Origin of the sequence: Bradyrhizobium sp. CB3481 (genome assembly GCF_029714305.1) — a bacterium.
Taxonomy (GTDB): Bacteria; Pseudomonadota; Alphaproteobacteria; order Rhizobiales; family Xanthobacteraceae; genus Bradyrhizobium.
In genome coordinates, this window is sequence record NZ_CP121647.1 from 1,132,427 (window position 1) to 1,154,530 (window position 22,104).

Consider the following 22,104-nt stretch of genomic DNA (forward strand, 5'->3'; position numbering starts at 1 on the left):
TGTGGATTGCTTCGCTTTCGCTCGCAATGACGGTCTTGATAGGGATTCCCGATGCGCTTCGATCTGGTCGACCTCCAGCTCTTCGTTGCGGTCGCCGAGATGCGCAGCATCACCAACGGCGCCACGAAGGTACATCTGGCGCTGGCCTCGGCGAGCGAGCGAATCAAGGGCCTGGAGGAGGCGCTCGGCGTGTCGCTGTTGACGCGGGGCCGCCGCGGCGTCGAGCTGACGCCGGCCGGCGAAACCCTGCTCGATCATGCCCGGGTCATACTGCACAATGTCGAGACGATGCGCGGCGATCTCATCGCCTTTGCCCGCGGCGCCAAGGCCACCGTCCGCTTCCTCGCCAACACATCGGGCCTTTCGGAATATCTGCCGAAGGCGCTTGCGGCGTTCCTTGCCGCCCATCCTCACATTTCGATCGATGTCGAGGAGCGCGAAAGCGCCGAAATCGCCCGCGCCATTCTGTCCGGTTCTGCCGATCTCGGGCTCGCGGCCGAACACGCGCTTGCGGACAATATCGAGCGAGTGCCGTTCAGCGAGGATCGCCTGGTGCTGGTCGCCGGGCGGGACGACGAGCTGGCGAACCGGCGGCAGGTCGATTTCAGCGAAGTGGTGCAGCGTGATTTCGTCGGCCTGATCAGTTCGATCGCGCTGCATACCCATATCAGCGGGCACGCGGCGCGCCTTGGCGCGCGCCTGCGTTTTCGCGCGCGGCTGAACAGTTTCGATGCGATTGGCCGGATGGTCGCCTCCGGCATCGGGATCGGCGTGATGCCCGAGGTTGCCGCAAAACGCTGCGCGCGCTCGATGAAGGTCAATGTGATCAGGATCAGGGATTCCTGGGCCAACCGGCGGCTGGTGATCTGCGCCCGCAGCTTCCGGTCATTGCCAAAACCGGCGCAGCAACTGGCGGAGCATCTGCGCAAGCATGCGCCGCGCTGATGTCTGGAGGCCGGGCGCGCTACTTGCCTGAGGCGAGACCGGCGGCGTTGATGACACGCGCCCACTTCTGCGTCTCGCCTGCGATATAGCTGCGGAAATGCGCCGCCGTGTTGCCGGCGACGGTCAGGCCCTGTTCTGCGAGCTTCTGCTTCACCTGCGGATCGTTCATCGCTTCGTTGGCAAGGCGGTTCAGGGCGGTGACGATCGGCTCGGGCGTACCGCCCGGCGCGAGCATGCCGTACCAGTTCTCGATCAAGAGGTCAGGCATGCCGACTTCGGCTGTTGTCGGCACGTCGGGTGAGGTCGGCGCGCGCTGCGGCGCGCCAAGCGCAATCGGGCGCAGCGTGCCCGCCTTGATGTGCGGCAGCAGCACCGGCAGATCGAGGAACGCCATCTGCACCTGCTGCCCCAGCAGGTCGTTGATGGCGGGCGCCGCGCCGCGATAGGGCACGTGGACGATGTCGATGCTAGCGGTCTGTTTGAGCAGTTCGCCGGCCAGATGCGGCATACCGCCGACGCCGGCAGATGCGAAATTGAGTTTGCCCGGCTGCGTCTTGGCGAGCGCGATCAGCTCCTTCATGTTGCCGGCGGGAACGTTGCCGGCGACGACGAGCATTTCCGGCACCGTCGTCACCAGCGTGACGGGCGCAAAGTCTTTCGCGACGTCATACGGCACCTTTTCCATCGTCGGGTTGATGACGAGCGCGCTCGCGCTGACGATGCCGATCGTGTAACCGTCCGGCGCGGCCTTGGCGATTGCGTCGGTGCCGAGCACGCCGGCCTGGCCGCCGCGATTGTCGATCACGACCGGCTGTTTGGCGATTTCCGACATGCGCTGGCCGACGAGGCGCGCAATGATGTCGTTGGGACCGCCGGGCGGGAACGGCACGATCAGCTTGATCGGCTTGCTCGAAAAATCCTGTGCGGTCGCTGCTGCGGGCAGCAGCGTGGACAATCCGATGAGAAGCACGCGAAGAGCCTTCATCAAAGCCTCCGGCCACTTGTCGTGCCGGAGCGGCGTGAAGCGCATTCGTCGCGCCAGACGTCCCGGCTATTTCACTTCTTCAGCGCAGCAACAAGCAAGGAGCGAACCGTCATGCTTACTTCGTCGTCGCGACCCCCGCGTCCTTGATCACTTTCGTCCACTTCTTGATTTCGCTGTCGATGAAGCCGCGGAAATGTTCCGGCGTATCGCCGACCAACGTGGCGCCCTGGGCGGCGAGCTTTTCCTTCACTGTCGGATCGGCCATCGCCTCGGTCGTGATCCTGTGCAGGCTGGCCAGGATCACCGGCGGGGTCGCAGCGGGCGCCACCATGCCGTACCAGTTCTCGATGATCATGCCGGGCATCCCGGCCTCGGCCGTGGTCGGCACCTCCATCGCGGTCGGCGCCCGCTCGGCCGCGCCGACAGCGATCGGCCGCAAGGCACCGGCCTTGATCTGCGGCAACAGCACAGGCAGGTCGAGGAACGTCATCTGCACCTGTTGCCCCAAGAGGTCGTTCACCGCCGGCGCCGCGCCGCGGTAGGGGACGTGCACGATGTCGATGCCGGCGGTCAGCTTGAACAGTTCACCGGCCAGATGCGGCAGGCTGCCGGGGCCGGACGAGGCGAAGTTCAGCTTCCCCGGCTGCGCCTTGGCGAGCGCGATCAGTTCTTTCATGTCCTTGGCGGGGACATTGGTTGCGACCACCAGCATCTCGGGCACGGTCGCGACCAGCGTCACCGGCGCAAGATCCCTGGGCGTGTCGTAGGCGACCTTCTCCATGCTGGGGCTGATGGCGAGCGCGCCGGCGCTTGAGATCGCGATGGTGTAGCCGTCAGGCGCGGCCTTCGCGACCGCGTCGGTGCCGAGCACGCCGCCCTGGCCGCCGCGGTTGTCGATCAAAACCGGCTGCTTTGATATTTCGGACATGCGCTGGCCAATCACCCGCGCGATGATGTCGTTGGGTCCGCCGGCCGGGAACGGCACGATGAGCTTGATCGGTTTGGCGGGGAAGTCCTGCGCCGAGGAGAGAGCCGGCAACAACAGTAGGGTCAGTCCAGCGAGAATCTTGCCCGGCAATCTCATCAAATGCTCCCCGATCCCGCATCTGTCGTGCGGTGTTGACGGGCATCGTACGCGATGAGCCGATCGACGCAAGGTCCTGCCGGTTGTGGCCGGAGCCGAACCGCCTCAAACCAGGAGTTCGTCCGTCCGCGCCAGCGTGACGGATCGTGGCGTGATCAGGTTACGCCAGACCCAATGATGGTGACGAATGACGCTCGCCGCGTCGAGGTGAGGGCGGTCGTTCAAGGTATGGGCGTCCGTTACCACGACGACATCGTAACGGTTTGAAACGGCGGACCGCACCGTGGCATCGACGCAGAAATCGGTCGCCCATCCGGCAATCAGGAGCCGGCTAGGATCGAGCGCCTGCAAGCGCGCGGACAGGTCGGTTTCCACGAACGGATCGTTCAAGGTCTTCCGGATCACGATATCGGCGGGCTCGCGGTGCAGTTCGGGAAGCAGCGCCCAGCCTGGCGTTTCCGGCTCGAAATCGTCGCTCTTGCCGCCGCAATGCTGAATGAAGATGACCGCTCCGGAGCGTGTGCGGACATTTGCGGCGAGGCGGTTGATGCGTGCGATGACGCCGCGCAAATCGTGCTTCGGCTCCCCGTTGAGGAGTCCGACCTGCATATCGACGACAATCAAAGCATCCATTGGGCGTTCGAGTCGAAAAACCGGTGCGCAGCGGTAATTGAAACGATTGTGAGCGGCTTAACAAGCCAACGTTCTGTTTCGCGTTATACAACCGAAGCGCTATTTTGCGCGACATGCACCCGCGAGGAAACACGCGCTGCTGCGGATCAGCTTGCTCGATCCGGCAGTCGCTGCGGCCATACTTTTTATGCTCATATTTCGGAGGAGATAATGTTGAAGCGATTACCGCTCGTTATTGCTGCCGTTCTCTGCCTGTCCTGGTGCGCCGTTCCGGCCAATGTGGCGTTCGCGGATCAGAGCCGTGAGGACAATATCGATCGGCCGGGTGGCGACTTCCGCAACTTCCCGGTCAATCCCCCGGGGCCCGGATCCTTCGGCACGGTCGCCGACATTTGCCGGATCAATTGCGAACAGAGCGGTAGTTGCAAGGCATGGACGCTGGTGAGGGCCGGCCTGCAGGGACCGCAAGCACGGTGCTGGCTCAAGAGCGTCGTTCCCGCAGCAAACTTCAACGGGTGCTGCACCAGCGGCGTGCCCATGAGGGTGATCGAGCCGCAGATCGACAGGCCGGGCGGCGACTTCAAGAACTTTGATCTGGCTGCGGCAGATCCTAACCTCTGCAAGTCCGCATGCGAACGGGAAGGAATGCTGTGCCACGCCTGGACCTTCGTCCGACCGGGCGTTCAGGGGCCGCGCGCAAGGTGCTGGCTCAAGTTCACCGTTCCGCCGGCCGTTACCAGCAACTGTTGTACTTCCGGTGTCCGCTTCGATCAGCCGAGGTGAACGCAAGCGATAACGCGTTCGCGCCAGGCGTTGTGTCGCTAGCTGTTCAAGAGCTTCATCGCCGCTTCGTGCACCCGCGGGTCGCCGGCGGCGATGATGCGGCCGCCGCTCTGGGCGGGCTTGCCTTCCCAATTGGTGACGACGCCGCCGGCGCCGGTGACGATCGGGATCAAGGCTGCGATGTCATAGGGCTTGAGCTCGGTCTCGACCACGAGGTCGAGATGGCCGGCCGCCAGCATGCAGTAGGAGTAGCAGTCGCCGCCATAGCGCGACAGCTTCACCGCACTCTCGACCCGGCCGAAGATCTCGCGGTCGGCGGCGTTCATCAAGAGCGGGCTCGTGGTGTAGGAAGTGGCGTCCTTCAGCGCGGCGCAGCGGCGGGCTGTCAGCCGTCGCTCGCCCGATGGACCCGAATAATGCGCCGAGCCGGAATCGCCGGAAAAACGCTCGCCGATATAGGGCTGGTGCATCATCCCGAACACCGGCACGCCCTTGTGCAGCAGCGCGATCAGCGTGCCCCAGATCGGAAAGCCCGCAATGAAGGATTTGGTGCCGTCGATCGGATCGAGCACCCAGACATATTCGGCGTCTTCGCGCTCGTTGCCGAATTCCTCGCCGACGATGCCGTGCTGGGGAAAGTTGGCCTTGATCAGGCGGCGCATCACCGCTTCGGCGGCGCGGTCGGCCTCGGTGACGGGATCGAAATCGCTGGCGCTCTTGTTGTCGATGGACAGGGAGGTCCGGAAGAACGGCAGGATGGTCTCGCCCGAAGCCGTCGCCAGCCGTCCGATAAACGCAGTGAAATCGATGACCGTCACGGCTGTCCCTTACCGCAATAAAAACGCCGCCACATGCCTAGCCCAAACCGGTGCGCTGCGCACCGCCGACGGCACGTTATTCCCATCCGCTTTGCGAGCCAGCTTTCGAATCGGGTTTCGGAATGGCTTCGTTTAGGCATGGATTTTTGGTTAGCGAAGCCATCACGATGTTGCGATTTTTGGCATACCAGCACTGCAGCGAGACGGGGGCTGCGGGTGTCATTGTTGTAAGTCGTTGATATTTTTGAGTTAAATAGCCATTCGCGGTGGTGTTGCCGATCCGCCAGCCTGTTCCACATTGGACCGGAACTAGCTCAAAAACCCTTGCGTTTTGTGCAGCGCGGTCGCATATTGTTGCGGTGCGGTAGGGCCTCGCCCTATCGCTGCCCTCCTTGGGCGTTTCCTCCCTAGACTTGGGCCGCTTGTTCATTCAGGCGGCCCTTTTTTCTTTTGTGCGTTTCTTCTGTGCGCTGTCATTCCGGGGCGCGAAGCGAACTATGGTGCGCAATTGCGCCCTGAGAATCTCGAGATTCCCCGATGCGCGATTGCGCATCTGAGATCACCGCTGCGCGGTGTCCGGAATGACGGAGCGAGAAATTCTATTCCGCCGCTGCCTGGAACGGGCCGAGATCGCCGAGCGGCACCTGCGACAGCGCTTCTGCCAGCCTGGTGAAGTCGGCCGCCACCTGCGCAAAGCGCGGACTGCGCTCGCGCCGCCGCTCGTCCATATAGATCGCGCGGTTGAGCTCGAGCTGCACGGTATGCAGCCCGCTGGCCGGGTTGCCATAATGCTCGGTGATGAAGCCGCCGGCATAGGGCTTGTTGCGCCCGATCGAATAGCCGAGCTTGCCCATGACCCCCTCGACGATTTCGGGCAACAGGTTCGCGCAGCTGGTGCCGTAACGGTCGCCAATCACGATATCGGGCCGCCGCGGCTCGTCCCTGGAGACGCCGACCGACGGCATCGAGTGGCAGTCGACCAGGATTACGGTGCCGAACGCCTGATGGGCCTTGTTGATCAGCCGCCGCAGCGCACGGTGATAGGGCTTGTAGAGCGCCTCGATGCGCCCCAGCGCCTCGTCGACCGAGAGCCGCTCGCGATAGATTTCCTGCCCGTCGCCGACCACGCGGGGGATCGTGCCGAGGCCACCGGCCACCCGCATCGAGCGGGTATTGGCAAAGCTGGGCAGGCGTCCGGTGAACATGCGCGGGTCGAGCTCATAGGGCTCGCGGTTCACGTCGACATAGGAGCGCGGAAAATTGACCCGGACCGTCGGAAAGCCCTGCGCGCTGAGATCGCCGATCAGCTCGTCCATGAACGAATCCTCGGAGCGGCGCAGCGCGGCGAGGTCGATCCGCGAGGCATTGAGGAATTCGGGCGGGTAGACCGAGCCGGAATGGGGCGAGTTGAAGATGATCGGCGCCCGCCAGTGCTCCGGCTCCACGATCTCGAACGGAGGCGACAGCTCGCCATCAAACTGGGTCATCGTCGGGCGCCGTCCCTTGAATGTCCGCATTCCCCTGTGCCGCGATTGACCCGGTGACCGGTTCTGCCGGCGAAGGGCAGGGTTTTGTAACGATGCATTGTCCGTAATCGTAATCAATCTGCCAAGCGAAAAAAGCCGCCGTTCGCCTGGAAGCTGTCGTAAACGCCCGAAAAGCGCCGCCTTGTTTACTCCAGATACGGGGCGCTACTAAAAATAGCGCTGACCGTTTCGCCAAGACGCAATTACCTTTCACCCGAAATTTACCCTCTATCGGGCTTAGTGGGTGGAATGATCCTCCAAGCCGGGCTTGACCGCTGACCGCCATGCATAAAATTCTACTCGCCGAAGACGACAACGACATGCGCCGCTTCCTCGTCAAGGCGCTGGAAAACGCCGGGTTTCAGGTCTCGCCCCACGACAACGGCTTGTCGGCCTATCAGCGGCTGCGCGAGGAGCCGTTCGAGATGCTGCTGACCGACATCGTGATGCCGGAAATGGACGGCATCGAGCTGGCGCGGCGCGCCTCGGAACTCGATCCCGACATCAAGATCATGTTCATCACCGGCTTTGCCGCCGTCGCCCTGAACTCCGATTCGGAGGCGCCCAAGAACGCCAAGGTGCTGGCCAAGCCGGTTCACCTGCGCGAACTGGTCAGCGAAGTGAACAAGATGCTGGCGGCCTGATTCGGCCTCCATTTCCGTCAAAATCGCTTCAGAAATTACGCCCAAGCATCCTTGCGGGGGCGCGTTGGAGCCGATATACGGACCCCACCCGAGTTGGACTGATAGGGCACGTAGCTCAGCGGGAGAGCACTACCTTGACATGGTAGGGGTCACAGGTTCGATCCCTGTCGTGCCCACCAGCCTTCGCTTGCTTCGCAAGCTACGGCTCGGCAAGCCACACTCTGCACTATCGTAGCGAAGCAAGCGAAGGCTGCCGCGCCGAAGCCGCCAGGCGAAGGCGGGCTTTGTGCCGCAAGCTACGGCGAGCCCCTCGGCGAATGCGGGCGTTGGCCGCGAACTGGAACTGGCAGGTTACATCCGTTCCACCGCAGCTTGAACCTCACACCGGCAAACCCGCCTTGAGCAACCCCGCCTCGTGACGCTCGCGGTCAACCGTCTGCTTGTAGTGCTGGGTCGCAAGATAGGTGGCCACCGAGAAGGTCGGTTCGAGCTTCATCACCTCGGCGGCATGGGCGGCGGCCGCAACGCTGTCGCCGATTTGCGCGAAGATGGCGGCAAGGAAGGCGTGATGGGTGTGGTCGGGCCGCGTGATCCGCGCAAAGGCTTCGGCGGCTTCCGCAAATCGCTCGGCGCAGTAGAGGGCGCGGCCGAGATGATTCCAGAAGCGCTCGGGGTGGTAGGGGTTGAGGCGCATTGCCTTCCTGATCCAGTCGATACCCTCTTCCGGCCGTCCCAGCCAAGTCAAAAACTCGCCCTGTTGCACCACGACCAGATCATAGTTCGGATTGAGCGCGATCGCCCGTTCCTGATGATAAGCCGCCTTGTCATGATCGTCGCGCGTCAGGTTCACCGCCGCCAGGATACGATGAACGTCGCTGTCGTTGTCATCCAGCGCCAGTGCAATCGCCAGCTCGTCGGCGACCTGCTGGAAGGTGGCGTCGCGATCCGCGCACCATCCGTAAACCCAGGTCTGGCCCAGGACGCACGCTTTCCAGGCGTGAGCGTGCGCGTAATTCGGATCGAGCGTGATGGCGCGATCAAGCAGAAGCTGCGCCTCTGCGTTGGCATCGCGCTGCGAGCGGTGATGCAGCACTTTGGCAGCAAGCACGCATTCATACGCTGCCATGTTGTCGGTCCGCTTCCGCTTGACGCGTTCCTGCGTGGCCGCCTCGACACGGCCGGGAAGCGTTGCAACGATCGCGCCGGTCACCTCATCCTGGATGGTGAAGATATCCTCCAGCTTGCGGTCATAGCGCTCGGCCCAGACGTGCCGATCGGTTTGTGCGTCGATCAATTGCACCGTGACGCGAACGCGGTCGCCGACCTTGCGCACGCTGCCCTCGAGCACGTACTCGACATCGAGCTCACGGGCGATTTCCTGCACCTTTACCGCCTTGCCCTTGTGCACGAAGGTCGAGTTGCGCGAGATGACGAGAAGGTCGCGGAAGCGCGACAGCTCGGTGATGATGTCCTCGGTGAGGCCATCTGCAAAGAATTCCTGCTCCGGATCGCCGCTCATATTGACCATCGGCAGTACAGCGATGGATGGCTTTCTGGTCGCCGGGATGGCCGAAGCCTCCTTGGCGCTTTCGAGCGCCGCGATCGTGGCCGCCTCGAGCCGGACCCGGAAGACATGGATCGGGCGGGTGATATTCTTGACGCTCTGCTCGCCGAGATCCTCGAATGCGATCTCGTCGAGCCGATCGCCGACTTGATCGCGCACCGCGCCCGAGATGCAGATGCCGCCAGGCTCGGCAAGCACCTGAAGGCGCGCCGCGACGTTGACGCCGTCGCCGAAGATGTCGTTCTCCTCGATGATCACGTCGCCCAGATTGATGCCGATGCGGAATTGGATCCAGCGCGCCGGCGACACGTCCGAGTTGCGCCGTGCCATCCGGCGCTGGACCTCTGCGGCGCACGATACCGCATCAACGACGCTGCGGAATTCCACCAGCAGGCCGTCGCCGGTTGTCTTGATGATGTGACCGCGATTCTTGGCGATGGCCGGATCAATGAGCTCGAGCCGGTGCGTTTTGAGGCGTGCGAGCGTTCCCGCCTCGTCGACCTCCATCAGCCGGCTGTAGCCGACCATGTCGGCGGCAAGGACTGCAGCGAGTCTTCGCTCCGGTCCAGGCGCTTGCATTTTCGCCTCTCAGGACAGCAGTTTAGCAGAATTGGCGATTTCGCCAAGATTGCATGCCGGGCGACGGTAGGCCCGCAGTGCAATCTCAAGCCGTGGGAACGTCGGTCTTGCAATCAGGCCGATCCGGCAGGGCGAACACGTTGGCGAGCACAGCAGGCGATTTGAGCACTGCCAATCTTTCTCGCGCGGTGAGAAAGCCTACGGCCTCTTCGAACGTTTGGGCATCCTCGATGCGGGCGCGCGCGATCGCCAAATGAGGATCGACATCGCCGCGTTTCCGCGGTTTTTGGCCAGAAAGGCTATTCAGGTGAGCTTCGCGCAAGCCGGTATCGCGACGCAGTTCGTGCAACGGGCAGGCCAACGGTTCATGCGGTGCGCTTGCCAGCTCATTGGCCCTGGCGAGCACCGGCGGCGGGGCGGCCTGCTCCGGCGTCTGGAATAGTTTGGAGCTGCGGTTCGCCGCCGACGACAGCATCGCCATCGGAATCGAAAGCAGCAGGCCGAGGATCACCGGCGTCATCCAGAGCAGCAACGGCACAGAGACTGCATAGGCCGCCACCGCCATGGCGACCCCGACCATTGTCGGCACCGAATAGGTGCGGGCCAAGTCACGGCGCGAGATCGCGCCATCGTCGCGGCGCTGAACCTGCCATCCGGCGTCGCGCCCGAACAGGATTTCGCCAACGGCGGACGACTGGAAGATCATCATGACAGGTGCGGTCAGGCCGGAAAGGATCGTCTCGGTGATGATGCCGGCAAGCACGAGCAAGCCGCCGCCGAATTTCTTCCGCGCGTCGCGATCGGTGAGAAGTACGACGAAGGACAGCAGCTTCGGAACGATCAGCATCCCCATCGTGCCGGCGAACACCCAAGCCGCGAGCACCGGGTCCTGCGCCGGCCATTGCGGAAACAGGGAATATCCCTTCGGAAAATATTCGGGCCGAACGAACTGCGCCTGCAACGATACGAGAATGCCGACCACCAGAAACATCAGCCAGAGCGGCGAGGTGAGATACGATCCGATTCCCGTCAGCAGATGCAGCCGCGAGACCCAGTGGAAGCCGCGCGTCGGCAGCAGCGCCAGATGCTGCAGATTGCCTTGGCACCAGCGCCGGTCACGGGCGGCGAAATCTGAAAGCGTTGGCGGCGATTCCTCGTAGGAGCCGCGAAGCGTCGGCGCCATGTGGATGGCCCAGCCGCCGCGGCGCATCAATGCCGCCTCGATGAAATCGTGGCTCATGATATGCCCGCCGAACGGCTTGCGTCCGCGCAGTTCGGGAAGCCCCGCATATTGCGCAAAGGCGCGGATGCGAATGATGGCGTTGTGGCCCCAATAATTGCCTTCGGAGCCGTGCCACCAGGCGATGCCCGCTGCCAGCATCGGTCCGTATAATCGCCCGGCGAATTGCTGCCAGCGCGCGAACAGCGATCTTGCATTGACGATGATCGGCAGTGTCTGGATCAGCGCTGCCTTCGGATGCGCCTCCATGCCGGCAACGAGCCGCACGATGCAGTCGCCCGTCATCAGGCTGTCGGCATCCAGAATAAGCATGCACTCGTAATTGGCGCCGAACCGCCGGACCCATTCCTCGATGTTGCCGGACTTGCGCGCGATATTTTCGGGGCGGTGGCGATAGAACAGCGCGGCCGAATTGCCGATGTCCTGTCGCAGCCTGAGGAAGCATTTTTCCTCCGTGATCCAGATCGCAGGATCGGTCGTGTCGCTCAGCACGAACCAGTCAAATTGCGCGCCGCGTCCGGTCGCTTCGACCGATTCATGGATCGCGCGCAATCGCGCCAGGACGCGATGCGGATCCTCATTATAGGTCGGCAGCAGCATCGCGGTGCGGCTTTTGATCGCGGGCAGGGGCGCGCCGGCGTCGATGCCGAGTTCGTCCTTCTTGCCGGTCAGCAGCACGAAGAAGCCGGCAAGCGCCGACATGAAGGAGAACGCGATCCATGCAAACAACAGCACGAACAGCATAAGGATGATCGATTCCAGGACGGTGATGCCGCCGACCTGAAGAACCCTGTACATCTCGTAACAGCCGGCTGCGGTCAGGATCGCGGTGCCGGTCAGCACGAAGATCCGCCGCAACCACATCGGCGCAAATTTAGGGGACGGCGGCGGCTCAAATTGCCGCAACGCCTGCGCCGTCATATCCGTTGGCGATTCCGGAGGGAGGAACGCGTTCAGCGGGATGTCGCCCGTCCCGGTGGTGCCGCGGCCCTTCGTTATGGTGTCCATCGATAGACCCAGACCTCCGATACCGGCTCATTGTCCTGCATGAGCGATGCGCGGATTTCGACGGGGTTTTTTTCCCTGGACAGTTCGAAGCTCAAACGCCAGCCGCCGGTCGCCGGATTGGGCTGGGTGACGATGTTCTGGATTTTCGCCTTCTCGGCTGACACGACACCGCGCAGGACTTTCGGATCGACTGATTTGAGCCGCTCGCCGATCACGTCGAGCACGAAGATCATGGCATTGTCGCCGCGTGCGCCGATGCCGGTTCGGGAAAAGCGCGCGAGCGAAGCCGGCTTTGGCGCATCCGGTCCCCAGTGCAGGCGATAGGTGTAGGTGTGCTCGCCCTTGGCGGCCAAGGGAGCCTTGGGAAGCCAGAACGCGGCGATGTTGTCGTGAATCTCTTCCTTGGTCGGGATCTCGATCAGCTTCACCGCGCCTTCGCCCCAATCGCCGATCGGCTCCGCCCACAGGCTCGGCCGGCGCTCGAAATTCGATTCGAGGTCCTGATAGGCGGCAAAATCCTTCTGACGCTGCATCAGGCCGAAGCCACGCGGATTGAGATCGCCAAACGAGGAGACTTGCAGATCCCGCGGATTATGCAGCGGTCGCCAGAGCTCTTCGCCCCGGCCGTTGAATATCGCAAGCCCGTCCGAATCGTGGACCGCGGGGCGGAAGTCCTCGACGTCCTTGCGGTCGTTCGGTCCGAAGAAGAACATGCTGGTCATTGGGGCGAGGCCGGCATGATCCAGATCGACGCGCGGATAGATCGCCATTTCAACATCGAACACGGTGCTCTCGCCCGGGCGGATGGTGAAACGATAGGCGGCTGCCGCGCTCTCGCTGTCGAGCAGTGCATGCACGACAATGGAATTGGCGCCCGCCGCCGGCTTCTCGATCCAGAACGTCTTGAAGAAAGGGAATTCTTCGCCCTTGGCTTCGCCGGTGTTGATCGAGAGGCCGCGCGCCGAAAGGCCGTAGAGCTGGCCCTTGGCTACTGCGCGAAAATAGCTCGCGCCGAGAAAGACGCAGACCTCGTCATAATAATCGGGCTTGTTGATCGGCGCATGAAGCCGGAAGCCGGCGAAGCCGAGATCTACCCCCGAGCCGGGCGACGCCAGATCGCCGAACGAAAAAAGATCGGGCTGGTAGGGGATAATCGAGGCCTGGCCGTTCTTCACTTCGAAGATGTCGACACGGTTCTTATAGAAAAATCCGCGATGGAAGAACTGCGCCTCGAAGGGGAGTTTTTCGCCGCGCCATAGCGCGCGCTCCGGCAGGAAACGGATCGCCCGATAGCGATCGTAGTCGATATTGGCGAGATTGTCGGGCAGCTTCTCACTCGGCGCCTTGTAGGGCTTGCTTGCGAGCTCGCGCGCTATTTGCCGAACAACGGATCGGTCGAATGGCGCCGGCTGGGCATGGGCGGTAGACAGAAGACCCGGCGCAACGCCGCTTACCAACGGCAACGCCGAAGCAGCGAGGAAATCCCTGCGATTCACGAAACAACCTCGCGGTTACCAAACGAACTCATCGGCAACGCAGTGCACGGCGGACGGTTCCTGGTTTCGGAACCGAAATGCCGTCTTTCCCTGTTCTGCCTAAAATTCAGTCGGAGATCTGTTAGCCGCGCAGCGTGCGGCTGATCCGCGTCACTACCTCGTCCCACTGGCGCTTTTCCGCGGCGGGATAGTTGATCAGCACGCAGTTCATGCTGCCTTGGCCGCGGTTGCAGCGGTTGTACCAGATGCGGTCGTCCCGAATGCTCGACACCACGAAGAAGCCGGGCGTGACGCGCTTGTAGATAATGCCGGCGGGCGGCCGCATCTTGGCGAGGAAGGTGGCGGGCGAGTCGTTTCCGGGATTGGGAAGCGATTGCACGGTCAGGTCGGCGCGGCGGTCTTGGGTGAAAAATCGCCGCCCGGTTCCGTTCTCAGGGGCTCCGGCATCGCTGGTGAAGATCGAGACCGGCATGTCGACACTCGTGCCAGTGCTCGGGACGCTATATCGCCGCCATTCGGTATCGGCGGCGAAGGCGAGCGTCGGAACGACGGCGAGAATGAAGACGGTGAACAGCCGCGGCGCGTGCATGGAACGATCTCCAGGTTCAACCGAAACACAATTGAATCGGTTGACGTTCGTTCCAGCCTGCGCGGGCGTTACGGCGAATTTTCGCCCGCGAGATGTTTGCCAGCGATATAGCCGAAGGTCAGCGCCGGCCCCAGCGTGATGCCGGCGCCGGGATAGTTGCCACCCATGATGCTCGCCATGTCGTTGCCGGCGGCATAGAGGCCGGGGATCGGCTGCCCGTGTTCGTCGAGCGCGCGGGCATGCGCGTCGGTCTTGATGCCGGCATAGGTGCCGAGATCGCCGACCACCAGCTTGATCGCATAAAACGGTCCGTCCTTGATCGGCGCGACGCAGGGGTTCGGGCCGTGCAGCGCATCGCCCTGGTAGCGATTATAGGCGCGCGATCCCTTGCCGAACAAAGGATCGCGACCTTCAGCAGCCGAGACGTTGAACGCGGCAATCGTCGCAGCTAACCCTTGCGGATCGATGCCGGTCTTGTCGGCGAGTTCGGCGAGCGTCGTGCCGCGCTTGAGATAGCCGGTCGCGAAGTGATGGCGCAGCGGCATCGGAAACGGCGGCACGCAGCCGAGGCCGTACTTTCTCAGCGCGCGATGATCGCAGACGAGGAACGCCGTGACCTCTTCACCGGGCTTTGCGGCCTTCACCATGGCCTGCACGAAGTCGTGGTAGGAATTGCCTTCATTGCCAAAGCGCTGGCCGTCGCGCATCACCGCGATGACACCGGGTTTGGCGCGATCGATGAAATGCGGCATCACGCCCTTGGAGCCGTCCTTGCGCTCGGTGATCGAGACGGGCACCCAGGCCGCCGCGTGCGGCAGCGCATCCTCGACGCGGCCGCCCGCGGTTTCCGCCAGGCGCAGGCCATCGCCGGTATTGCCGACCGGGCCCGGCGAGAAATGCTCCGTGCCATCAGGCGCATGCGGAAACATCGCCTTGCGCCGCGCGACGTCATGCGGGAAGCCGCCGCAGGCCAGCACGACGCCGCGCCTGGCGTTGACGCGGATCAGCTTGCCCTGGCGTTCGACGACCGCGCCGCGCACCGCGCCGTTCTCGACGACCAGCTCGAGCACCGGTGACGACAGCCACATCGGAATGTTCAGGTCGAACGCGGATTTCGCCAGGCGGCCGGCCAGCGCATTGCCGTTGGTCAGCGTCATGCCGCGGCCATGGCGCAGCACGTCCATCGCATGCTTCGACAGGCGTTTGGCAACATAGATCGCCGAGGTCAGCGACTTCGTCGCGCGCATGAAATGAACGATGTCCTTGCCCGAGCCCAGCATCATGCCGAACACGGTGAGCTCGGGCAGGGGGCTGCCGATATCCTTGACGTGCGCGCCGAGTTCGCGGCCGTCGAACGGCCGCGTCACCATCGAGCGGCCACCCTGCGCGCCGCCCGGCGCTTCCGCGTGATAATCCGGAAAGGTCAGCGGCATATCGAACTGCACCGCCGTCTTGCTGGTGAAGAAATCGACCGCCTTCGGCCCTTCGCTCAGGAAGGCATCGACGCGCGCGGCATCGAAATTGTTGCCGGCTTCGTGCCGCAGATAGGTCTTGGCCTGTTCGGGGCTCTCTTCGATGCCCCATGCTTTCGCCAGCGAGGTGCCGGGAATCCACAGCCATCCGCCGGAGCGCGCGGTGGTGCCGCCAAAGCGCGGCTCCTTCTCGACGACAAGCACATTGAGGCCGTGATGCCCCGCGGTGACCGCCGCCGACAAGCCGCCGCACCCGGAGCCGACCACCAGCACGTCGCATTCGTAGGTTTCCTGTTCGTTGCCGGCCACGCGATACGCCTCGCTCTCATTTCAAGGGCGGACATTTGGGTGGGGATCGATTGACCTGTCAATCGCGCGGCCTCTTCCCTTCTCCCTTTGTGGGAGAAGGTGGATCGCTGACGCGTAGCGGCAGCAAGACGGATGAGGAGTCTGTCTCCGCGGAAAGAATCCCTCATCCGGCACTCCGCGCCACCTTCTCCCACAAGGGGAGAAGGGAGAGCCGCCGTGCATCCGGAGCAGGGCGACCCTTCAGTAAAGCGCTTGCGCCGCCATGGCATCGGCGGCACAGTTGCGGGCGCGGCAGCAAGACCGCCAAAGCAACAGCAGTCCGAGGAACTCCATGGCGGCCACGCGGATCGACTGCGACATTCATCCCGCCGTGGGCGGCACCCGCACCACGCTGTTGCCCTATCTCAGCGATCACTGGAAGGAGCAGGTCGTCAGCCGCGCGATCGACGGCCTCGACCTCAACTCCTATCCGCCGAACATGCCCTTTACTGGCCGCGCCGACTGGCGGCCGACGAGCGGCAAGCCCGGCAGCGATCTCAAGATGGTGCAGCGCGGCGCATTCGACCAACTCGGCTCGAGCCACGCGATCTGCAACGTCATCTACGGCGCGCAGGCGGTGTTCGATTCCTATATGGCAGCGGATTTTTGCAAGGCGATCAACGACTGGATCGCGGCCGAATGGCTGGCAAAAGATTCGCGGCTGAGTGCCTCGATCGTCGTGCCGATGCAGGCGCCCGATCTCGCCGTGGAGGAAATCGAGCGGCGCGCCGCCGACAACCGCTTTGTCTCCGTGCTGGTGCTGGCGCAGGGTGAGATGCTGTTCGGACGGCGGCATTTCTGGCCGGTGTGGCAGGCCGCCGCAAAGCACAAGCTGCCGGTCGCGATCCATGCCGGCAGCGCCTATCGTACCGCGCCGAGCTCGATCGGCTGGCCATCCTACCGCTACGAATATTATCTCGCCGAAGCGCAGGCGTTTCAGGCCCAGCTCCTGAGCCTGATCTATGAGGGCGTGTTCGGCAAATTTCCCGATCTCAAGGTCGTGCTGATGGAGTCGGGCGTGAGCTGGCTGCCGGCCTTCATGTGGCGCGCCAACAAGACCTGGCGCGGCGTGCGCGTCGAGGTGCCCTGGGTCGAACGCGAGCCGGCCTCGATCATCCGCGACCATGTCCGCGTCACCATGCAGCCGTTCGATGGCCCTCCGGATGCCGCAGGGGTCGCCGACGTCATCGAGCAGATCGGTTCCGACAAGATGTTCCTGTTCGCATCGGATTATCCGCATTGGCAGTTCGACGGCGATGATCCGATGCCGGCCCATCTGCCGGCCAGCATTGTCTCGCGCATGTGTGAAGACAATCCGCTCGAAACCTTTCCGCGGCTCAAGCTCGCGGCGTGAACTTGAATACGCAAGGAGGATCGCATGAGTGACGTCATCGACCGCCCCATCCTCGCCGAGGAAGAAGCCGCCAGGAGCCGGCTGCGCATCATCGATTGCGACGTGCATCCAAGCATCCACGCCCATGCCGATATCGAGCAGTTTTTACCAAAACGCTGGCAGCAGCATTTGCGCACCTATGGCAGCCATCTGCGCACGCCCTATATCGGCACCACGCCGTACCCGCGCTCCTCGCCGCTGATCGCGCGCCGCGACGCCTGGCCGCCGACCGGCGGGCCTCCCGGCTCCGATCTCGATTTCATGCGCAAGCAGCATCTCGATCCGCTCGACATCGAGTACGGCATTTTGCAGGTGCTCGATCTCTTCATCTTCTCGCAGCAGAACCTCGAATTCGGCGCCGCGATCCAGCGCGCCATCAACGACTGGCAGCTTGCCTTCTGGTCCGACCGCGATCCGCGGCTGAAGGCTTCGATCCTCGCCGGCCAGGACGACACCGAGTTCGCAATCGCCGAGATCGAGCGCTGCGCCAAGATCGGCCGCTATGTGCAGATCAATGTCTGCCCGCGCGCCAACGAGCCGCTCGGCCGCCGCCGCTACTGGCCGATCTATGCCCGCGCGCAGGAATTGGGGCTGCCGCTCGGCATCCATGTCGGCGGCTATGGCGGGCATGCGCCGACCGGCGGCGGCTGGCCGTCTTATTATGTCGAGGAACACCAGTCGAACGCGCACACCATGGCGGCGCAGCTCACCAGCCTTGTGCTCGAAGGCGTACCCGAGCGTTTCCCGAACTTGAAGATCGTGTTCATCGAGGGCGGCTTCGGCTGGATCCCCTCGGCCACCTGGCGGATGGAACGCCACTTCGAGGCGTTCCGCGACGAGGTGCCGCATCTGAAGCGCCGCCCGTCAGAATATGTGAAAGAGCATTTCTGGTTCACGACGCAGCCGATCGACGAGCCCGATGAGGGAAGACATCTGCGCTCATTGATCGAATGGGTCGGCGCCGATCGCCTGCTGTTCTCGTCGGACTATCCGCATTGGGATTTCGACGACCCGCGCTACGCCTTCAAGACGCCGCTGACGGAGGCCGAGCGCCGCAAGATATTCAACGGCAATGCGCGTGCGGTCTACAAGTTCTGACAAGGACACCATGGCCCGTCATATCGTCGCCCGTACGTCAGACATCCCGCCCGGCGGCAACAAGGTTTTTGGCGTCGAAGGCCGCGACATCGTCGTGTTCCACGTCAACGGCGAATTCTTCGCGCTGCTCAATCGCTGCCCGCATGAAGGCGCGCCACTGGTAAAGGCCGCCTGCGTCGCGCGGCTGACCTCGCCGGAGCCCGGCGTCTACCAGCGCTCGCGCGTCGGCGAACTGCTGCGCTGCCCCTGGCACGGCTGGGAGTTCGACATGCGCAACGGCCAATCCTGGTTCGATCCGCAGCGGGTGAAGGTGCGCTCCTATCCGGTCGCGGTCGAAAGCGGCGAGGAGCTGCAGAAGGGGCCTTACGTCGCCGAGACGTTTCCGGTCCGTGTCGAGGACAATTACGTCATTGTGGAGGTGTAGGCGATTGCGCCGCCGCGGCGCGACATGCCGGCCCACACCTTTGGCTGAACTCCTTTTCGAGGGAGGTGGATGTGACTCATCACATGCTGTGTCGGCTGCCCTTGAAGATTCTCGCATGGCTTGCCGGATTGGTCTGCCTGACGACGGGGGCCGACGTCGCGCATGCCTGCGCGTGCGACACAATTTCGCCCGCCCAGGGCTTTGCACGCACTCAATACGTCTTCGTCGGCAAGGTGGTGGAAGCGAAAGGCCATACCTGGACCGTCGACGTCGACCGGGTCTGGAAGGGGGCTGACAGACTGGCCGCCCGTGTCAGGCTACTGGATGTCTACAAGGACATGGATTGCGAGTTCTACTTCGAGCCAGGCCGCGCCTATCTCTTCTTCGCGATCGTGGCCAAGAGCAGCCGCTATGTGTTCTATCAGCCCGAGGTGTGCAACTGGACCAGTGCGTTGCGCTCGAAGCGCGTCACCAGCCCGCACGGCGAAATCTGGCTTGAAGATCTGATCGTGGAAAATTATGGCCCCGGCGAGCCGCCGAAAGCCGAGGATCCATGGAAACGTCTGCCAGAGCACGAACGCGACGAGCGGGATTGAGCGCTGGCGTTTCTTGAACCGAAACCTCTACGGAGCCTTGACCGTCAACCCATCCACCATCGCGCCGACGATGACTGCGATCTCCGCGCGCAGCGCCTCGACCGGCACCGCGATCAGCTTCTGCTCGAGCCCGAGCAGCACCATGCCGTGCACCGCTGAAAAAAGACTGCGCGCCGTCACGCCGAGTTCATCCGGCGTGCGCTTCGGAAACAGTTCGGCGAGCGGCTGGTAGATATGGCGGAACAGATTCATCTGCTCGCTGATTGCCCATTCCGGCACCGGCTTGCCCGGCGCCATCCGGTGCTCGAACAGCGCGCGCCACAGTTCGAGATTTTCAGCCGCGAAATCGCAATAGGCGACTGCGATGCGCACCAGCCTCTCGCGAGGCGAGGCGGGTCCATCGGCTTCGGCTGACGTCAGCGCAGCATCCAGCCGCGCCAGCGTGCGCGATCCGACCCGCAGGATCAGCTCGTCGACGTCGTCGACGAGATTGTAGACCGCGCCATTGGCGACGCCGATGTCGCTCGCGAGATCGCGGGTTTTCAGCCCGGCCAGCCCCCCTGCGGCAATCCGTCGCTCCCCCGCTTCAATCAGCGATTCCCGGTTTTTCGCCCGTCTTTCCAATGCCTTGGACATGAATCTCCGATCTTGAACGATGCTCAAAATAATTCTTGAGCAACGCTCACGATGCTGCTACAAATCGCTCATGAGCAGTGCTCATAACACAGGGAGCTGACAATGTTCAAAACTGTTTTGACGCTTTTCCGGGGCAGCGTGGCTGTCGCGGGTGAAGAACTGGAAGACCGCGCGGCGCTGCTCATTCTCGACCAGCAGATGCGCGATGCCGCCGCGGCGGTGGAGCGGTCCAAGCGCTCGCTGGCGCTGGCGATCGCCGGCGATCAGCAGGAAGGCCGCCGTCTCGAAGCCACCAATGCCCGCATTGCCGACCTCGAAATCCGCGCCACCGCGGCGCTCGATGGCGGCCGGGAAGATCTCGCCCGTGAGGCGGCGCAGGCGATTGCCAATCTCGAGGCCGACCGCGACGCGGCGATGACTGCGCGCACGCTGTTTGCGACCGAGATCACCCGGATGAAGCGCCAGGTCGCCAGCGCCGAGGCGCGGATCACCGAGCTCGAACGCGGCCGCAGAATCGCCCGCGCCTCCGAAGCGGTTCGCGCGCTGCGCCGCGGCGGCATCGAGGCGGCGCGTCCCTACGAATCCACGCTGCCGGAAGCGGAGAACACGCTGAAGCGGCTGCGTGAGCGGCAGGTCGAGGCGCAGGCCGCGGCCGATGCCCTGGTCGAGCTCGATGCCGCGACCGGACCGCAAGCGACCGCCGAGAAGCTCGCCGAACAGGGCTTTGGCCCACGCATGAAATCAACCGCGGACGACGTGCTCGCGCGGCTGAACGCCAAACGCACGCAGGCTGCCTGAACTTGATTCAATCGATCAAACCCAATTCGACAGGAGATTATCATGAACCAGAACGTCCAACCCCACAGCGGTGGCTGGGTTACCTTCACCTACGCCTCGTTTTCAGCATCGGCCTTCCTGGTCGCCGTCGGCGTCTACTTTCTGCCGGTCGACCTCTGGATCAAGGGCTATCTCGCCATGGGCATCGTGATGCTCATTCAGTCCTGCGTCACCCTGACCAAGACCGTCCGCGACATGCACGAGAGCGGCAAGCTGGTGAACCGCATCGAGGACGCCAAGGCCGAGCGGTTGCTGATGGAAGTCTCGAAGGCCGCGTAGCCTGAGCCGGTTGATCGCAAGGGCCGCGTATCCTGTGGCGTGGTGCTGGCGAGGGCGGGCGGCGAGTGTCTCAGCATCCGCCGTCCGCTCGCCGGAGAAGAATTCACAGGGCTGACAGGGCAGAGGATGACTGCAATGAAGAGAGCGTTCGTATTCCTGGTGCTGGCGCCGGTGACGGTGTTCTTCGCGGCCTTGCTGATGTGGATCGCCGCCACCGGCACGCAATCTCTCGATTTCGGATGTCTCGTGGCCGGGGTTTTGTTCCTCTTCGCCCTGCCGATGTCGGCGATCTCTTGGACGGCAGATGAATTTCTCGCTCGCGATTTTCCGATTGCCCTGCGGGCCTCCCTGACCGCGATCGTTGCAGCGACCGTCGTCTCGGCCGAGATTCTCTCTGTGTTCAGCAGCCTGTTTCCCTCATCAATCGTGACGGCGTTGGCCGTCGGAGGCGCCATTGTCATGGCCACGTGCTCGTTGTTATCGAACGACTATAGCGGCCAGCGACAGGGACGCCTCGAACCGGTCAGCGCGTGAAGAAGGCTTATCCGGCCGGAGCCTGCCGTTCCTGTCATGAATCATTTGATGTCTGCGTTCAATGTATCGTTTACCCTGCTACAACCTGTAGGTGATCCAGTCATCGCCCATTAACTGGCGCGGGCGCAGGAATCCGCGACGGATGCGGTCGCGGAATCCGGAGCGAACGCCAACCTGTCCGAACGGTTTTAGTCAAAATTTCATCACCAGCAGGGATACGCCATGAACCAGAATATCCAGCATCACAGCGGCGCCTGGGTCACCTTCACCTACGCCTCGTTCGCCGCCTCGGCCTTGCTTGTGGCCATCGGCGTCTACTTTCTGCCGGTCGATCTCTGGATCAAGGGCTATCTCGCGATGGGCATCGTGATGCTGATCCAGTCCTGCGTCACCCTGACCAAGACGGTGCGCGACGTGCACGAGAGCAGCCGCCTGGTGAACCGCATCGAGGACGCCAAGGCCGAGCGGCTGCTGATGGAAGTTTCCAAGACCGCCGCCTAGCTCAAGGCTGCATGATTTCCAAGGTCTCTTGATTTCCAAGGCCGCGTAACCTGTGGCGCGGTGCTGGCGAAGGCGGGCGGCGGATGTTTCGG

At 63.2% G+C, this 22,104-nt stretch carries 22 protein-coding genes and 1 tRNA gene; 12 read left to right on the forward strand and 11 right to left on the reverse strand.

The window, feature by feature from the left end:
- Positions 1-51: 51 nt before the first annotated feature.
- Positions 52-945 carry a LysR substrate-binding domain-containing protein gene (locus QA643_RS05385; protein WP_283032164.1) on the forward strand — a complete coding sequence of 298 codons (894 nt, stop codon included), beginning with the start codon at positions 52-54 and terminating at the stop codon, positions 943-945.
- A gap of 19 nt (positions 946-964) precedes the next feature.
- Here the strand turns inward: QA643_RS05385 and QA643_RS05390 are convergent, their stop codons facing one another.
- From QA643_RS05390 to QA643_RS05400, 3 genes are all read right to left on the reverse strand, one after another.
- Positions 965-1,930: a tripartite tricarboxylate transporter substrate binding protein gene (locus tag QA643_RS05390; protein WP_283032165.1), complete on the reverse strand. Its 966-nt coding sequence runs from the start codon at positions 1,928-1,930 to the stop codon at positions 965-967.
- Positions 1,931-2,045: 115 nt separating this feature from the next.
- Entirely contained in the window at positions 2,046-3,014 is a 969-nt protein-coding gene (locus QA643_RS05395; protein WP_283032166.1) for a tripartite tricarboxylate transporter substrate binding protein, read from the reverse strand.
- Between the two features lie 105 nt (positions 3,015-3,119).
- Positions 3,120-3,647, reverse strand: a complete 528-nt coding sequence (locus tag QA643_RS05400; protein WP_283032167.1) for a cysteine hydrolase family protein — start codon at positions 3,645-3,647, stop codon at positions 3,120-3,122.
- 48 nt (positions 3,648-3,695) lie between these two features.
- On the opposite strand from QA643_RS05400, the gene QA643_RS05405 reads away from it, so the two are divergent.
- On the forward strand, positions 3,696-4,430 hold the full coding sequence (locus tag QA643_RS05405; RefSeq protein ID WP_283032168.1) for a PAN domain-containing protein: 735 nt from the start codon (positions 3,696-3,698) through the stop codon (positions 4,428-4,430).
- 38 nt (positions 4,431-4,468) lie between these two features.
- Here QA643_RS05405 and hisN read toward each other — a convergent pair whose 3' ends face one another.
- Positions 4,469-5,248 carry a histidinol-phosphatase gene (gene hisN, locus QA643_RS05410; protein ID WP_283032169.1) on the reverse strand — a complete coding sequence of 260 codons (780 nt, stop codon included), beginning with the start codon at positions 5,246-5,248 and terminating at the stop codon, positions 4,469-4,471.
- 599 nt (positions 5,249-5,847) lie between these two features.
- A complete protein-coding gene (locus QA643_RS05415; protein ID WP_283032170.1) occupies positions 5,848-6,735 on the reverse strand; it encodes an N-formylglutamate amidohydrolase in 888 nt (295 codons plus the stop codon).
- 323 nt (positions 6,736-7,058) lie between these two features.
- On the opposite strand from QA643_RS05415, the gene QA643_RS05420 reads away from it, so the two are divergent.
- Positions 7,059-7,418, forward strand: a complete 360-nt coding sequence (locus tag QA643_RS05420) for a cell cycle two-component system response regulator CpdR (protein ID WP_074823489.1) — start codon at positions 7,059-7,061, stop codon at positions 7,416-7,418.
- Positions 7,419-7,522: 104 nt separating this feature from the next.
- Positions 7,523-7,597, forward strand: a tRNA-Val gene (locus tag QA643_RS05425).
- 200 nt (positions 7,598-7,797) lie between these two features.
- Here the strand turns inward: QA643_RS05425 and QA643_RS05430 are convergent.
- From QA643_RS05430 to QA643_RS05450, 5 genes are all read right to left on the reverse strand, one after another.
- A complete protein-coding gene (locus QA643_RS05430) occupies positions 7,798-9,561 on the reverse strand; it encodes an adenylate/guanylate cyclase domain-containing protein (RefSeq protein ID WP_283032171.1) in 1,764 nt (587 codons plus the stop codon).
- Between the two features lie 85 nt (positions 9,562-9,646).
- On the reverse strand, positions 9,647-11,809 hold the full coding sequence (mdoH, locus tag QA643_RS05435; protein WP_283032172.1) for a glucans biosynthesis glucosyltransferase MdoH: 2,163 nt from the start codon (positions 11,807-11,809) through the stop codon (positions 9,647-9,649).
- Positions 11,797-13,305: a glucan biosynthesis protein G gene (locus QA643_RS05440; protein WP_283032173.1), complete on the reverse strand. Its 1,509-nt coding sequence runs from the start codon at positions 13,303-13,305 to the stop codon at positions 11,797-11,799. Before QA643_RS05440 ends, mdoH begins: the two co-directional genes overlap by 13 nt.
- A 121-nt stretch (positions 13,306-13,426) precedes the next feature.
- A complete protein-coding gene (locus QA643_RS05445) occupies positions 13,427-13,894 on the reverse strand; it encodes a hypothetical protein (RefSeq protein ID WP_283032174.1) in 468 nt (155 codons plus the stop codon).
- Positions 13,895-13,962: 68 nt separating this feature from the next.
- A complete protein-coding gene (locus tag QA643_RS05450) occupies positions 13,963-15,675 on the reverse strand; it encodes an FAD-dependent oxidoreductase (RefSeq protein ID WP_283032175.1) in 1,713 nt (570 codons plus the stop codon).
- Between the two features lie 331 nt (positions 15,676-16,006).
- Between QA643_RS05450 and QA643_RS05455 the strand changes: the two genes are divergently transcribed.
- The 4 genes from QA643_RS05455 to QA643_RS05470 all read left to right on the forward strand — a co-directional run bounded on the left by QA643_RS05455 (position 16,007) and on the right by QA643_RS05470 (position 19,225).
- On the forward strand, positions 16,007-17,068 hold the full coding sequence (locus QA643_RS05455; protein ID WP_283032176.1) for an amidohydrolase family protein: 1,062 nt from the start codon (positions 16,007-16,009) through the stop codon (positions 17,066-17,068).
- 24 nt (positions 17,069-17,092) lie between these two features.
- Entirely contained in the window at positions 17,093-18,205 is a 1,113-nt protein-coding gene (locus tag QA643_RS05460) for an amidohydrolase family protein (protein ID WP_283032177.1), read from the forward strand.
- A gap of 10 nt (positions 18,206-18,215) precedes the next feature.
- Positions 18,216-18,629 (forward strand): Rieske (2Fe-2S) protein, encoded by a 414-nt coding sequence (locus QA643_RS05465; RefSeq protein ID WP_283032178.1) that lies wholly within the window; start codon positions 18,216-18,218, stop codon positions 18,627-18,629.
- 71 nt (positions 18,630-18,700) lie between these two features.
- Positions 18,701-19,225 carry a hypothetical protein gene (locus QA643_RS05470; protein ID WP_283032179.1) on the forward strand — a complete coding sequence of 175 codons (525 nt, stop codon included), beginning with the start codon at positions 18,701-18,703 and terminating at the stop codon, positions 19,223-19,225.
- 27 nt (positions 19,226-19,252) lie between these two features.
- On the opposite strand, the gene QA643_RS05475 is transcribed toward QA643_RS05470, so the two are convergent.
- On the reverse strand, positions 19,253-19,861 hold the full coding sequence (locus tag QA643_RS05475; protein ID WP_283032180.1) for a TetR-like C-terminal domain-containing protein: 609 nt from the start codon (positions 19,859-19,861) through the stop codon (positions 19,253-19,255).
- A gap of 102 nt (positions 19,862-19,963) precedes the next feature.
- Here QA643_RS05475 and QA643_RS05480 point away from each other — a divergent pair, with 102 nt between their 5' ends.
- From QA643_RS05480 to QA643_RS05495, 4 genes are all read left to right on the forward strand, one after another.
- Positions 19,964-20,659 carry a PspA/IM30 family protein gene (locus tag QA643_RS05480; RefSeq protein WP_283032181.1) on the forward strand — a complete coding sequence of 232 codons (696 nt, stop codon included), beginning with the start codon at positions 19,964-19,966 and terminating at the stop codon, positions 20,657-20,659.
- Between the two features lie 42 nt (positions 20,660-20,701).
- Entirely contained in the window at positions 20,702-20,977 is a 276-nt protein-coding gene (locus QA643_RS05485; RefSeq protein WP_283032182.1) for a YiaA/YiaB family inner membrane protein, read from the forward strand.
- Positions 20,978-21,103: 126 nt separating this feature from the next.
- Positions 21,104-21,511 (forward strand): hypothetical protein, encoded by a 408-nt coding sequence (locus QA643_RS05490; RefSeq protein WP_283032183.1) that lies wholly within the window; start codon positions 21,104-21,106, stop codon positions 21,509-21,511.
- Between the two features lie 222 nt (positions 21,512-21,733).
- Positions 21,734-22,012: a YiaA/YiaB family inner membrane protein gene (locus tag QA643_RS05495; RefSeq protein ID WP_283032184.1), complete on the forward strand. Its 279-nt coding sequence runs from the start codon at positions 21,734-21,736 to the stop codon at positions 22,010-22,012.
- Positions 22,013-22,104: the final 92 nt, after the last annotated feature.